Below are 14,011 nucleotides of genomic sequence, written 5' to 3'. Positions count from 1 at the left end.
CGAGCAAGCTCGGCTCCTACAGGTTACGTGGTGTTTTGCGAGTTTTCGGCGGGCAATAAAAAGGCGCGAACCTCACGGGACGCGCCTTTTTTAGCAGCGATGTATCAGCTGCCCAGTGCCTTCGACGCCAGCCAGAACAGGCCGGCCGACAGGGCGACTGTCGCTGGCAGGGTCAGGACCCAGGCCAGCAGGATGGTTCTGACCGTTCCGCCTTGCAGGCCGCTTTTGTTGGCGACCATGGTGCCGGCCACGCCCGAGGACAGGACGTGGGTGGTGGACACCGGCAGGCTGAAGATGTTGGCCATGCCGATCAGGCTCGCGGTGGTGATCTGTGCCGACATGCCTTGGGAGTAAGTCATGCCCTGCTTGCCGATCTTCTCGCCGATGGTCAGAACCACGCGCTTCCAGCCCACCATGGTACCCAGGCCGAGGGCCAGGGCAACCGCCAGAATCACCCAGAACGGGGCGTATTCGGTGGTGGTGGTCAGGTCTTTGCGCAGTTTGTCCAGGTCAGCCTTTTCACGGGCAGCCAGGCCAGGCAGCTTGCTGACTTTCTTCGCCGTGTCGTCCAGGCAGAGCAGGTAGCGACGCACTTCGATCCGGCTTTCCGCCGGCAGCGAGTGGTAGTCCGCTACACCTTTAAGGGTGCCGAGCAGGGCGGTGATGGTCGGTTCGGTCTGTTGCGGATTGCAACGGAATTTCTCCGGCAGGTCGCCTTCCACGCTTTTGCCCAATGCCAGGAATTCACCCAGCGTATCGGCATTGCGCTTGTAGAACTGGCTCAGGTGCAGGGTCGCGTCGCGAGTCCGTTCGATCTGGTAGGTCGTGCTGCCCAGGTCGAGTACGAACTGCGCAGGAACGATACCGATCAGCACCAGCATGATCAGGCCGATACCTTTCTGGCCATCGTTGGAGCCGTGTACGAAGCTCACGGCCATGGCCGAAATGACCAGTACCAGGCGGTTCCAGAAGGGCGGGTGTTTCTTGTCGTCGATCTTGCGGCGCTGTTCCGGTGTCTTGTGCATCTTCGACAGTGGACGCCACCATTTAAGGCCGATCAATATCAGTGCGGCGAGCAGGAAGCCCGCCATCGGCGAGAACACCAGGGAGGCACCGATATCGATCGCCTTCTGCCAGTTCACGCCATCGGCCAACGGAATGTCGTTGATCAGGGCATTGGCCAGGCCGACACCGAGGATCGAACCGATCAGCGTGTGGGAGCTGGAGGCGGGGATACCGAAGTACCAGGTGCCCAGGTTCCAGGTGATGGCGGCGGCGAGCAACGAGAACACCATGGCCAGTCCGTGACCGGTGTTCACATTGATCAGCAGCTCTACCGGCAGCAGGTGGACGATGGCATACGCCACGCCGACACCGCCCAGCAGCACGCCGAGAAAGTTGAACACACCGGAAAAGAACACCGCCAGATGAGGCGGCATGGCTTTGGTGTAGATAACGGTGGCCACCGCGTTAGCGGTGTCATGAAAGCCGTTGATGAACTCGAAGGCGAGGACAAAGGCCAGGGCGAGCAAGAGGCTCACAAGCACCCAAGCATCTAGTCCGCTGAATAAATCGATCATGAAGGTTTTCTGACCCGGTCGTAAGGGGGCGCGATTATGCCAGAAAAGACTGCTAATCAATGCACTTGCTGCTCATCGGTAACATTCTTCAACGAATTAATTTGTGGCTGCAGCCAAAACCCCAGGTTTTTACTGGGTTTTGCAAGTCATTGAATTTCTTTGAAAAGGCCGCAGTCACAAGGCGTCCTCTCGTAGGAGCAAGAGGTTTTAACGCTTGTGTGAAAAATCTGAAAAGAGGGTCAGATATGAGCCATTTGCCTCATCCGGGGGGTGAGGTGGCCGCTGCCCGCTGGTAGCGGGCGCGAAAGGCATCATCGATACATCCCGTTTTTAACGGGTGCAGACGCAGACCCTTGAAAGGATTCAGGCCGAGGGCTTATGGCTCTTCGGCTTTGAGTTCCTTTTCCATTTTCTGTAATTCTTGAGTGAAAGCCTGATCCTGAACGGTGGCGCGTTTACGCCAGGGTTTGCGTTCCGGTTCGGGCTGAGCGGCGTAGGTGGTGACTTCCCCGCCGTAAACTTCCTTGTAACGTTGTTCCTGGCGCTCAAGTTCCGCGCGCAGTTCGTCTTTCGTCACAGTGCTACCTGATTGAGTTGAGATAAATTCTGGTGAAACGCGCTGCATCAAATGTATTTGACCACGCTCGCCGAATGGACAAAGCCCGTAAAGGCATCATTTTTTACGGCATTGCGATCAATTACTTCCATGTTGCAGGCGGCCACGACACCAGAGATAAACAGCTGACGTAGCATCAGTTTCCTGTTTCAGCGAACACCTTGGCGAAGCATATGAAATGAGTGTCAGGTGCTTGCTGCGGGCAACGGCGATGGAACATCGCGCTACCGGGTGGCGGAATCGGCAATTAAAAACCGGTCACCACTGAATTTCATTATAGCGGTCGATTCGAAGAACACTATCGCCAAAGAGTTAAAACTCGGTCTTGATGTGTGATTGTTTTGTTACTCGCAACTTTATACGGCTAACTAGGCCGTTCGGTGGCACGACGTTACAGTGATGCCTTTCTGACGCCATTAAGTCGAACAAGTTAGGACAATTACATCGATCCTTCTAGTCTGCGTCAGAGACAATGTAAAAACAGGTGCAAGCCCGTTCAATAATCGGCGGGTCCTGGTGGGCGTCGATTGCGATTATCGGTCGATGGTTCGATAATCGAACAGTGTTGGCTGCCCGGGGTTGTGTGAGGGACCGGCTGCCGCTTGTAATAGCCGCTGAACCGTGTGGGAAAAGGACCTTATATGAACGATCAAATGCGCAATTCCTTCGCTTCAGTGGCGCCGCCGATCGTTGCCTCGCCCGCCAAGCGGATCCAGGCACTGACCGGCGACCCGGATTTCATGACATCCCTGGCCCGTGGCCTGGCTGTGGTGCAAGCGTTCCAGGAGCGCAAACGTCACCTCACCATCGCTCAGATCAGCCACCGCACGGAAATTCCCCGCGCCGCTGTGCGACGTTGCCTGCACACGCTGATCAAACTCGGCTACGCCACCACCGACGGCCGCACGTATTCGCTGCTGCCTAAAGTACTGACGCTTGGCCATGCCTATGTATCCTCGACGCCGCTGGCAGTTTCCGCCCAGCCTTACCTGGACCGCATGAGCGAGCAACTTCATGAAGCCTGCAACATGGCCACTCTGGAAGGCGATGACATCTTGTACATCGCTCGTTCGGCCACCACCCAGAGACTGATTTCCGTCGACCTGTCGGTGGGTGGACGTCTGCCGGCCTATTGCACCTCGATGGGGCGGATTCTTCTCGCGGCGCTGGACGATACGTCACTGCGCGAGTACCTCGACCATGCAGAGCTGCAAGCCAAGACCAGCCGAACCCTGCACACCCCCGAGGCGTTGCTCGAATGCCTGCAAGAGGTGAGACAGCAAGGCTGGTGCATTGTCGATCAGGAACTGGAACAAGGTCTGCGCTCGATTGCCGTTCCGGTGTACGACGCTTCCGGCCAAGTGGTAGCGGCGCTAAACGTCAGTACCCACGCCGGCCGAGTCAGCCGCAACGAGCTGGAGCAACGTTTCCTGCCCGGCCTTCTGAGCGCGAGTCGCGACCTCAGCGCGCAACTCTTCGCCTAAGCTGTTCGATAAACGCACAGAGTCGCGTTTATCGAATTGACGCTCTTTCCCTTGGCTCATTAATGTCGCGGCAGCGTCATCCGGCGCTGCTGATCTCGCTCCATTGCCGGGCGACGACTCCAATAATAATGAGAAGAGGCACCTCCCATGCGTACGTTTCCCGACTGTCGCTGTTCCCATCGGTTTCCCTGCCGGAACCGCATCGCCTGATCCCGACACCTCTTTCATATGACAGCGTCAGCCCCGGCTGGCACCTGTTCGACTGCGTTCTTTGCGTGGAATAAAAATAATGAACCAGCCCCAGTCTGCTGTAGGAAACTGCCTTGACGTGCAGTCCTTCATCAATGCTCAACCCATTTCGCGCTACCAATGGCGAGTGGTGATCCTGTGTTTCCTGATTGTTTTCCTCGATGGCCTCGACACGGCGGCCATGGGTTTCATCGCGCCCGCCCTGTCTCAGGATTGGGGCATCGACCGCGCCAGTCTCGGCCCGGTGATGAGCGCGGCGTTGATCGGTATGGTCTTTGGCGCACTGGGTTCTGGCCCATTGGCTGACCGCTTCGGGCGAAAAATCGTACTGGTGGGCGCAGTGGCGTTGTTCGGCGCGTTCAGCCTGGCTTCGGCTTACAGCACCAACGTCGATCAGTTGCTGGTGCTGCGTTTCCTCACTGGCCTGGGCCTTGGCGCCGGCATGCCGAACGCCACGACGCTGCTGTCCGAATACACCCCGGAGCGCAAGAAATCCCTGCTGGTGACCAGCATGTTCTGCGGCTTCAACCTCGGCATGGCGGGGGGCGGTTTCATTTCCGCCAAACTGATTCCGGCCTTTGGCTGGCACAGCCTGCTGCTGATCGGCGGGATTTTGCCGCTGATCCTCGCCGTCGTATTGCTGTTCTGGCTGCCGGAATCGGCGCGCTACCTCGTCGTCCGCAATCGCGGCACTGACAAAGTGCGCAAGACCCTGGCCCCCATCGATCCAACCGTCGTCGCTCAGGCTTCCAGCTTCAGCGTGCCGGAACAGAAAACCGTGAAGGCCCGCAACGTGTTTGCGGTGATCTTCTCCGACACCTACAGCACCGGCACCTTGTTGTTGTGGCTGACCTACTTCATGGGGCTGGTGATCGTTTATCTGCTGACCAGTTGGCTGCCGACGCTGATGCGTGACAGTGGCGCGAGCATGGAGCAGGCAGCGTTCATTGGTGCGTTGTTCCAGTTTGGCGGTGTCTTGAGCGCGGTGGGCGTGGGCTGGGCGATGGACCGGTTCAATCCGCACAAGGTTATCGGCATTTTCTATCTACTCGCCGGGGTATTTGCCTACGCGGTAGGGCAGAGCCTGGGCAACATCACGCTATTGGCGACGTTGGTGCTGGTGGCCGGGATGTGCGTCAACGGCGCGCAATCAGCGATGCCTTCACTGGCGGCGCGGTTTTATCCGACGCAGGGGCGGGCGACCGGGGTGTCGTGGATGCTCGGGATCGGCCGCTTCGGCGCGATTCTCGGTGCATGGATGGGCGCAACGCTACTGGGCCTGGGCTGGAACTTCGAACAGGTGCTGACAGCACTGGTGATTCCAGCGGCATTGGCGACCACGGCGGTGGTGATCAAGGGCATGGTCAGCCATGCGGATGCGACCTGATCCGGTTTGAAATGACGGCGTAGCACAAAAGATCGCAGCCTCCGGCAGCTCCTACAGGTGTACGCGTTTCGACGTAGGAGCTGCCGGAGGCTGCGATCTTTTTGCAGGCGACGACGATCGGTAGCCAGACAACAATGTGTTCGATAAACGAACACTCAGTCGATTATCGGATTGTTTGGCGTTTTTCAGGGGCTTACTCTTCAGTCATTCCGGCGCTGCGCATCGCGCCTTTTTCTTCCACTGTCGGTTCATAACAAAACGGGAGCCTGCCCCATGGCTGAAATCCTTTCGCTGCACGACGCGGTGAAGCAATTCGTAAACGACGGCGATACGGTCGCGCTCGAAGGCTTCACTCACCTGATCCCTACGGCGGCGGGTCACGAAATCATTCGTCAGGGCAAGAAAGATCTGACCCTGGTGCGGATGACGCCTGACCTGATCTACGACCAGTTGATCGGCGCCGGTTGTGCTCGCAAGCTGATTTTCTCCTGGGGCGGTAACCCGGGCGTCGGTTCGCTGCACCGCCTGCGTGACGCCGTCGAGAAGCAGTGGCCGCACGCGCTGGAAATTGAAGAGCACAGCCATGCCGACCTGGCTAATGCCTATGTCGCTGGCGCCTCCGGCCTACCGTTCGCGGTGCTGCGTGCCTACGCCGGCTCCGACCTGCCGAAGGTCAACCCGCTGATCAAAACGGTCACCTGCCCATTCACCGGTGAAGTATTGGCGGCCGTGCCGTCGGTGCGTCCGGACATCACCGTGATTCACGCGCAGAAAGCCGACCGCAAAGGCAACGTGCTGCTGTGGGGCATTCTCGGCGTGCAGAAAGAAGCGGCACTGGCCGCCAAGCGCTGCATCGTTACCGTCGAGGAAATCGTCGACGACCTCAATGCACCGATGAACTCCTGCGTTCTGCCGACCTGGGCGTTGAGCGCGGTCTGCCACGTTCCCGGCGGTGCGCATCCGTCCTACGCTCACGGCTACAACGAGCGTGATAACCGTTTCTACCAGGCTTGGGACCCGATTGCCCGCGACCGTGAAACCTTCACCGCGTGGATCAACGAGTACATCCACGGCTGCGCTGACTTCAGCGAGTTCCAGGCCAAACTGGCCGCTGCTTCGGAGGCCAAGTAATGACTTACACCACCAATGAAATGATGACCGTCGCCGCTGCCCGCCGTCTGAAAAACGGTTCGGTGTGTTTCGTCGGCATCGGTCTGCCGTCGAAAGCCGCCAACCTGGCGCGTCTGACTTCCTCGCCGGATGTAGTCCTTATCTATGAATCGGGTCCGATCGGTGCCAAGCCGAGCGTACTGCCACTGTCGATCGGTGACGGTGAACTGGCGGAAACCGCTGACACCGTCGTCCCGACCGGTGAGATTTTTCGCTACTGGTTGCAGGGCGGGCGCATCGACGTCGGTTTCCTCGGCGCCGCGCAAGTCGACCGCTTCGGCAATATCAACACCACCGTGGTGGGCGACTACCATCAGCCGAAAGTCCGCCTGCCGGGTGCCGGCGGTGCGCCGGAGATTGCTGGCTCGGCCAAAAGCGTGCTGATCATCCTCAAGCAGTCGGCGCGTTCCTTTGTCGACAAACTCGACTTCATTACCTCGGTCGGCCATGGCGAGGGCGGTGATTCGCGCAAACGTCTCGGCCTGCCGGGCGCCGGTCCGGTCGGCATCATCACTGACTTGTGCATCATGGAACCGGAAGCGGATACCCATGAATTCGTGGTCACCGCGCTGCACCCAGGCGTAACCCGCGAGCAAGTTACCGCGGCTACCGGTTGGGCGATTCGTTTTGCCGAGACAGTCGAAAACACCGCCGAGCCGACCGAAGTCGAGCTTAAGGCACTGCGTGATCTGGAAGCCCGCACTGCCGCGGCCCACGGCCAAGCACCCGGAGAAGCCTGATGCGTGACGTTTATATCTGCGACGCAATTCGCACCCCCATCGGCCGTTTCGGCGGTGGCCTGTCGGCGGTTCGCGCCGACGACCTGGCCGCCGTGCCGATCAAGGCACTGATGGAGCGCAACCCGTCGGTGGACTGGAACGCGGTGGACGAGGTGTTCCTCGGTTGCGCCAACCAGGCCGGCGAAGACAACCGCAACGTGGCGCGCATGGCGCTGTTGCTGGCGGGCCTGCCGGAAACCATTCCGGGCGTGACCCTCAATCGCCTGTGCGCCTCGGGTATGGATGCCATCGGCACCGCCTTCCGCGCCATCGCCAGTGGCGAGATGGAGCTGGCGATTGCTGGTGGCGTCGAGTCGATGTCCCGCGCGCCGTTCGTGATGGGCAAGGCCGATGCGGCGTTCTCGCGCAACATGAAACTGGAAGACACCACCATCGGCTGGCGTTTCATCAACCCGCTAATGAAAGCCCAATACGGCGTGGATGCGATGCCGCAAACCGCCGACAACGTGGCTGACGATTACGAGGTTTCCCGCGCCGATCAGGACGCTTTCGCACTGCGCAGCCAGCAACGGACAGCCGCCGCGCAAGCCGCAGGATTTTTCGCCGAAGAAATCGTTGAAGTGCGCATTGCCCACAAGAAGGGGGAAAGTGTCGTCAGCCAGGATGAGCATCCTCGCGCCGACACCACGCTGGAAACCCTGGCCAAACTCAAACCGGTCAACGGTCCCGACAAAACCGTTACCGCCGGCAATGCTTCTGGGGTGAACGACGGTGCAGCGGCGTTGATTCTGGCCTCTGGCGACGCCGTGAAAAAGCACGGCCTGACGGCTCGCGCCAAAGTACTGGGCATGTCCAGTGCCGGTGTCGCACCGCGTGTAATGGGCATCGGCCCGGTGCCGGCGGTGCGCAAACTGACCGAGCGCCTCGGCCTGGCTGTCAGCGATTTCGACGTGATCGAACTCAACGAAGCCTTCGCCAGCCAGGGTTTGGCGGTGCTGCGGGAACTGGGGCTGGCGGACGACGCGGCCCAGGTCAACCCGAACGGTGGCGCCATTGCCTTGGGCCATCCGTTGGGCATGAGTGGTGCCCGCCTGGTACTGACCGCGCTGCATCAGTTGGAAAAGACTGGCGGCAAGAAAGGTCTGGCGACCATGTGCGTCGGCGTGGGCCAGGGTCTGGCCTTGGCGATCGAACGGGTCTGACGCGCAGCGTTGATGAATAAGAACTGAGGAAAGCTTCATGACTGACAAGCCTGGTTACCGCCGCCCGCAAGAGGGCACCCAGCCGGAATACCTGCACCCGGCCTATCAATCCACCAACCGTCGCTCACCGTCCAAGCCGTTGGTGTTTTTGCCCCATTCGCTGTCGGAAATTACCGGTCCGACCATCGGCGCCGATCGTGTGCAGGAGAAGGACAACGACTTGACCGCCCAGCACAAGGGCGAGCCACTGGGTGAGCGCATCATCATTCACGGCCGCGTGCTGGATGAAGATGGTTTGCCGGTGCCGGGCATTCTGGTGGAGATCTGGCAAGCCAACGCTGCCGGTCGCTACAACCATGACCGTGACCTGCACGATGCGCCGCTGGACCCGAATTTCACCGGCACCGGCCGCACCGTGACCGACGCCGATGGCTGGTACCAGTTCCAGACCATCAAGCCCGGCGCCTATCCGTGGGGCAACCACCACAACGCGTGGCGACCTGCACACATCCATTTCTCACTGTTCGGGCCGAGCATTCTGACGCGCCTGGTCACCCAGATGTATTTCCCGGGCGATCCGCTGCTGGCCTATGACCCGATCTACAACTGCGTACCGGATACCAGCGCCAAAGAGCGTTTGATCGCCAGTTTCGATCTGGAAAAAACCATCCCTTCCTATGCCCTCGGTTATCGCTGGGACATCGTCTTGCGCGGCCGCGAAGCCACGCCGATGGAGAAATAAGATGACGCTGAACGCGACCACGTCCCACACCGTCGGGCCGTATTACCACATCGGTTTGACCTGGCTGAACCGCGAAGACCTGACCGTCGAACAAACCCTGGGCGAGCGCGTGGCGATCACCGGGCAAGTCATCGATGGCAACGGCGATGTCGTCAACGACGCGATGCTGGAAGTCTGGCAAGCCAACGCCGCCGGCAAGTATGACCACCCCGAAGACGATCAGGACAAACCCCTGGACCCGAACTTCGAAGGGTTTGGCCGGGTGCCGGTGGATGCAGAAGGGCGCTTCCGCTTCACCACGATCAAGCCGGGCACGGTGGAAGGCCTGAAAGGCACGACCCAGGCGCCACATCTGGTGGTGCTGGTGTTTGCTCGCGGGTTGGTGAAGCACTTGCTGACGCGGATTTACTTTGATGGCGAACCGGCCAACGTGGCGGATCCGCTGCTGGAATGTGTGCCGGCTGAACGCCGCAGCACCTTGTTGGCGAAGAAGGATGCGTCCGGTGTGTACCAGTGGAATGTGATCCTGCAGGGCACCGATGCCGAGACGGTGTTCTTCGACTACTGAGAACACCGCAAATTCCTGTAGGAGTGAGCCTGCTCGCGATTGCGGAGTGTCATTCAGCATTGATGGCACTGATACACCGCAATCGCGANNAGGCTCACTCCTACAGGGGGGCAGCATTGCAATCTGTGGAACGGGGTTGTTGCAAAGTGTGTCTAGACTCTCACAGTCCCCATTGAGTAAAAAACAATGACAACTAACACCGCTACTACCGCGCACTACACCGGTGAAGAGCGCAGCAAAAGGATCTTCGCGATTGTCGGCGCCTCGTCCGGCAACCTTGTCGAATGGTTCGACTTCTATGTCTACGCCTTCTGCGCGATCTATTTTGCCCCGGCCTTTTTTCCGTCCGATAACCCGACTGTGCAGCTGGTGAATACGGCGGGGGGGTTTGCCCCCGGGGGCCTGNNATACGGCGGGTGTATTCGCCGCCGGGTTCCTGATGCGGCCCATCGGCGGCTGGATCTTCGGCCGGCTGGCGGACAAGCACGGGCGCAAGAATTCGATGCTGATCTCGATTCTGATGATGTGCTTCGGTTCGTTGCTCATCGCTTGCCTGCCGACCTACAAGGACATCGGCGTCTTTGCGCCGATCATGCTGCTGTTCGCCCGCTTGTTACAGGGCCTGTCGGTGGGCGGTGAGTACGGCACCACGGCGACCTACATGAGCGAAGTCGCCCTCAAGGGCCAGCGCGGTTTCTTCGCCTCGTTCCAGTACGTGACGCTGATCGGTGGGCAACTGCTGGCGGTGTCGCTGGTGGTAATCCTGCAACAGTTCCTCACTGAGGATGATTTGCGCGCCTACGGCTGGCGGATCCCGTTTGTCGTCGGTGCGGCGGCGGCGTTGATTTCGCTGTTCCTGCGTCGCTCGCTCAAGGAAACCACCAGCAAGGAAATGCGCGAAAACAAGGACGCCGGCAGCATCCGTGCGCTGTTCCGCGACCACAAGGCTGCGTTCATTACCGTGCTCGGTTACACCGCCGGTGGCTCGCTGATTTTCTACACCTTCACCACGTACATGCAGAAGTACCTGGTGAACACCGCCGGCATGCACGCCAAGACCGCCAGCTACATCATGACCGGCGCGCTGTTCCTTTATATGTGCATGCAGCCGCTGTTCGGCATGCTCGCGGACAAGATCGGCCGACGTAACTCGATGCTGTGGTTCGGCGCCCTCGGGACGTTGTTCACCGTGCCGATCCTGCTGAGCCTGAAAAGCGTCAGCAGTCCGTTCCTGGCCTTCGTGCTGATTACTGTGGCACTGGCGATTGTCAGTTTCTACACCTCGATCAGTGGCCTGGTAAAAGCCGAAATGTTCCCGCCGGAAGTGCGCGCATTGGGCGTCGGCCTGGCTTACGCGGTGGCGAATGCAATCTTCGGTGGTTCGGCGGAATATGTGGCTCTGAGCCTCAAGGCCGGGGGCATGGAAAACTCCTTCTACTGGTACGTCACGGTGATGATGGCGGTGGCGTTCCTGTTCAGCCTGCGCTTGCCGAAACAGGCGAAGTATTTAGAAAACGACCTTTGATCTTTACCCGTGGGCCTGACCGGCCCACGCCTCCAGGGACTGTTTATGAACGAGCGACCGGGCAATCAATTGTTCGATGCCTATTTCACTGCCCGCGACATGCGTGAGGTGTTCTGCGATCAGGGTCGGGTTCAAGCGATGCTTGATTTCGAAGCGGCACTGGCCCGGGCCGAGGCGCGAGTCGGGCTGATTCCGCAAACGGCAGTCGCACCGATTGAAGCAGCTTGTCAGGCCGGGCATTACGACTTCGCTGCCCTCGGCGAGGCGATTGCCACGGCGGGCAATTCGGCGATTCCGTTGGTCAAGGCGCTGGGTAAACAGATCGCTGCCAACCATGCCGAAGCCGAGCGCTATGTGCATCTGGGCGCGACCAGCCAGGACGTGATGGACACCGGTCTGGTGTTGCAACTGCGCCGTGCTTTGGAACTGATCGAAATCGATCTGGCGCAATTGGGCGAAACGCTGGCGACCCAAGCGGTGCGATACGTCGCCACACCGCTGGCCGGGCGTACCTGGTTGCAGCACGCGACGCCCGTCACCCTCGGCATGAAAGTCGCCGGGTGGCTGGGCGCTGTCACTCGCAGCCGTCAGCGTCTGCGGGAACTCAAACCGCGACTGCTGGTGCTGCAATTCGGTGGCGCCTCCGGAACCCTCGCGGCCCTCGGCGAGCAGGCGATGCCGATTGCCCAAGCGCTGGCTGAAGAATTGAAACTGACACTGCCAGATCAACCTTGGCACACCCAGCGAGACCGCTTGGTGGAGTTCGGCTCGGTACTGGGATTGATCGCCGGCAGCCTCGGCAAACTCGGCCGCGACATCAGCCTGTTGATGCAGACCGAGGCGGGGGAGGTGTTCGAACCTTCCGCACCGGGCAAGGGCGGCTCTTCGACCATGCCGCACAAACGCAACCCGGTGGGCGCGGCGGTGCTGATTGGCGCTGCGACTCGCGTACCCGGTTTGCTCTCGACCCTGTTCAGCGCCATGCCTCAAGAACACGAGCGCAGCCTGGGCCTGTGGCATGCCGAGTGGGAAACCCTGCCGGAGATTTGCTGCCTGGTGTCCGGCAGCCTGAAGCAGGCGCGGCTGGTAGCGGACGGACTGGAAGTGGACGCCGAGCGCATGGCCCGCAACCTCGATCTGACTCAAGGGCTGGTGCTCGCCGAAGCGGTGAGCATCGTCCTCGCCCAACGAGTGGGGCGCGACACTGCGCACCATTTGCTGGAGCAATGCTGCAAGCGTGCAGTGGCTGAACAACGTCATCTGCGAGCGGTACTCGGCGACGAGCCGCCAGTGACCGCCGAACTGTCGGATGCTGAACTCGATCATCTGCTGGACCCCGCCCATTACCTCGGTCAGGCCCATACCTGGGTCGAGCGAGCGGTGGCTGAACATTCTGCGTTGACTGCCTGAAGGAGATTGCTGTGGCTTTCGTACAACTCGCCGAGGGCGAACTGCACTACCAAATTCAAGGGCCGCAACTCGATGGCCCGGACGATGCGCCGGTACTGGTGCTGTCCAACTCGCTGGGCACCGACCTGCACATGTGGGACGCGCAAGTTGCGGCGTTCTCCGAGCATTTTCGCGTGTTGCGTTTCGACACCCGTGGTCATGGCAAATCGCTGGTCACGCCGGGGCCGTACACCATCGAGCAACTGGGCCATGACGTGCTGGCGCTGCTGGATGCGTTGCACATCGAACGCGCGCATTTCTGCGGTTTGTCCATGGGCGGCTTGATTGGACAGTGGCTGGGGATCAACGCGGGTGATCGCCTGAACAAACTGGTGGTGTGCAACACCGCGGCGAAAATCGGCGATCCTTCGGTGTGGAACCCGCGGATTGAAACCGTGCTGCGTGACGGACCTGCCGCCATGGTTGCCTTGCGTGATGCGTCGATTGCGCGCTGGTTCACTGCGGATTTTGCTGAGGCCAATCCTGCTGCCGCGAAAAAGATTACTGACATGCTGGCCGCCACCTCGCCTGAAGGGTATGCCGCGAACTGTGCCGCCGTGCGCGATGCCGACTTCCGCGATCAGTTGTCCTCGATCAAGGTGCCGCTGCTGGTCATCGCCGGCACCGAAGACGCGGTCACGCCGCCGTCCGGTGGGCACTTCATTCAGGAACACGTGCAAGGCGCCGAGTACGCCGAGTTCTATGCGGCGCACCTGTCCAACGTTCAGGCCGGTGCTGCGTTCAGCGAGCGCGTGTTGGCGTTTTTGTCAGCTCATTAAGGGGATTGTTGTGGACGAGAAACAACGTTACGACGAAGGCTTGAACGTGCGCCGTGCCGTACTTGGCGACGCCCATGTCGATCGTAGCCTGAACGCGCTGACCGAGTTCAACTCGGAGTTTCAGGAAATGATCACCCGTCACGCCTGGGGCGACATCTGGACCCGTCCGGGCTTGCCGCGTCATACCCGAAGCCTGATCACGATGGCCATGCTGATCGGCATGAACCGCAACGAAGAACTCAAACTGCACCTGCGCGCCGCCGCCAACAACGGCGTGACCCGCGGCGAGATCAAGGAAGTGATCATGCAGAGCGCGATCTACTGCGGGATTCCGGCAGCGAACGCGACGTTCCACCTCGCGGAGTCGGTGTGGGATGAGCTTGGGGTTGAATCGCGGGAGTGATCCTGGCGATTTTGGGTGTCTGAGCTGACGCCATCGCGAGCAAGTTCGCTCCCACAGTGATCCGGTGTGAACGCAAATCTTGTGTTCACCTATGACCCCTGTGGGAGCGAGCTTGGT

The 14,011-nt window shown here is 60.2% G+C and carries 14 protein-coding genes and 1 pseudogene; 12 read left to right on the top strand and 3 right to left on the bottom strand.

Going from position 1 to position 14,011, the window contains the following annotated elements; all coding sequences use genetic code 11:
- Positions 1 to 104: 104 nt before the first annotated feature.
- The 3 genes from VD17_RS22975 to VD17_RS32710 all read right to left on the bottom strand — a co-directional run bounded on the left by VD17_RS22975 (position 105) and on the right by VD17_RS32710 (position 2,333).
- On the bottom strand, positions 105 to 1,580 hold the full coding sequence (locus VD17_RS22975) for an inorganic phosphate transporter (RefSeq protein ID WP_046055793.1): 1,476 nt from the start codon (positions 1,578 to 1,580) through the stop codon (positions 105 to 107).
- Between the two features lie 376 nt (positions 1,581 to 1,956).
- Positions 1,957 to 2,157, bottom strand: coding sequence for a hypothetical protein (locus tag VD17_RS22970; protein ID WP_007935837.1), 201 nt, complete (start codon positions 2,155 to 2,157; stop codon positions 1,957 to 1,959).
- A gap of 47 nt (positions 2,158 to 2,204) precedes the next feature.
- Positions 2,205 to 2,333 (bottom strand): hypothetical protein, encoded by a 129-nt coding sequence (locus VD17_RS32710; RefSeq protein WP_259674589.1) that lies wholly within the window; start codon positions 2,331 to 2,333, stop codon positions 2,205 to 2,207.
- A gap of 52 nt (positions 2,334 to 2,385) precedes the next feature.
- Here VD17_RS32710 and VD17_RS32290 point away from each other — a divergent pair, with 52 nt between their 5' ends.
- The 12 genes and pseudogenes from VD17_RS32290 (at position 2,386) to pcaC (ending at position 13,894) form a co-directional block, all read left to right on the top strand.
- Positions 2,386 to 2,532: a hypothetical protein gene (locus tag VD17_RS32290; RefSeq protein ID WP_185753197.1), complete on the top strand. Its 147-nt coding sequence runs from the start codon at positions 2,386 to 2,388 to the stop codon at positions 2,530 to 2,532.
- Positions 2,533 to 2,837: 305 nt separating this feature from the next.
- Positions 2,838 to 3,680 carry a pca regulon transcriptional regulator PcaR gene (gene pcaR / locus VD17_RS22965; RefSeq protein WP_008147316.1) on the top strand — a complete coding sequence of 281 codons (843 nt, stop codon included), beginning with the start codon at positions 2,838 to 2,840 and terminating at the stop codon, positions 3,678 to 3,680.
- Positions 3,681 to 3,969: 289 nt separating this feature from the next.
- On the top strand, positions 3,970 to 5,316 hold the full coding sequence (locus tag VD17_RS22960) for an MFS transporter (RefSeq protein ID WP_046055792.1): 1,347 nt from the start codon (positions 3,970 to 3,972) through the stop codon (positions 5,314 to 5,316).
- A 273-nt stretch (positions 5,317 to 5,589) separates the two neighbouring features.
- On the top strand, positions 5,590 to 6,447 hold the full coding sequence (locus VD17_RS22955; RefSeq protein WP_007947285.1) for a CoA transferase subunit A: 858 nt from the start codon (positions 5,590 to 5,592) through the stop codon (positions 6,445 to 6,447).
- Positions 6,447 to 7,226, top strand: coding sequence for a CoA-transferase subunit beta (locus tag VD17_RS22950; RefSeq protein WP_046055791.1), 780 nt, complete (start codon positions 6,447 to 6,449; stop codon positions 7,224 to 7,226). Before VD17_RS22955 ends, VD17_RS22950 begins: the two co-directional genes overlap by 1 nt.
- On the top strand, positions 7,223 to 8,428 hold the full coding sequence (gene pcaF / locus VD17_RS22945) for a 3-oxoadipyl-CoA thiolase (RefSeq protein ID WP_185753200.1): 1,206 nt from the start codon (positions 7,223 to 7,225) through the stop codon (positions 8,426 to 8,428). The genes VD17_RS22950 and pcaF overlap by 4 nt, the downstream gene beginning before the upstream one ends.
- A gap of 37 nt (positions 8,429 to 8,465) precedes the next feature.
- A complete protein-coding gene (gene pcaH, locus VD17_RS22940; protein ID WP_046055789.1) occupies positions 8,466 to 9,170 on the top strand; it encodes a protocatechuate 3,4-dioxygenase subunit beta in 705 nt (234 codons plus the stop codon).
- A gap of 1 nt (position 9,171) precedes the next feature.
- Complete coding sequence (gene pcaG, locus VD17_RS22935; protein ID WP_033060947.1) at positions 9,172 to 9,738, top strand: protocatechuate 3,4-dioxygenase subunit alpha; 567 nt, start codon at positions 9,172 to 9,174, stop codon at positions 9,736 to 9,738.
- A gap of 186 nt (positions 9,739 to 9,924) precedes the next feature.
- A pseudogene (locus VD17_RS22930) lies at positions 9,925 to 11,263 on the top strand (MFS family transporter).
- A gap of 45 nt (positions 11,264 to 11,308) precedes the next feature.
- A complete protein-coding gene (locus VD17_RS22925; RefSeq protein WP_046055788.1) occupies positions 11,309 to 12,673 on the top strand; it encodes a 3-carboxy-cis,cis-muconate cycloisomerase in 1,365 nt (454 codons plus the stop codon).
- Positions 12,674 to 12,684: 11 nt separating this feature from the next.
- The gene (gene pcaD, locus VD17_RS22920; RefSeq protein ID WP_046055787.1) at positions 12,685 to 13,491 is read left to right on the top strand and encodes a 3-oxoadipate enol-lactonase; all 807 of its coding nucleotides are present in this window, start codon (positions 12,685 to 12,687) and stop codon (positions 13,489 to 13,491) included.
- Between the two features lie 10 nt (positions 13,492 to 13,501).
- Positions 13,502 to 13,894 carry a 4-carboxymuconolactone decarboxylase gene (gene pcaC / locus VD17_RS22915; protein WP_046055786.1) on the top strand — a complete coding sequence of 131 codons (393 nt, stop codon included), beginning with the start codon at positions 13,502 to 13,504 and terminating at the stop codon, positions 13,892 to 13,894.
- Positions 13,895 to 14,011: the final 117 nt, after the last annotated feature.

Source organism: Pseudomonas fluorescens (assembly GCF_000968015.1).
GTDB classification, from domain to species: Bacteria; Pseudomonadota; Gammaproteobacteria; order Pseudomonadales; family Pseudomonadaceae; genus Aquipseudomonas; species Aquipseudomonas fluorescens_W.
Note: the sequence above shows the minus strand (reverse complement) of the source record. Positions and strands in the feature narration are given on the sequence as shown.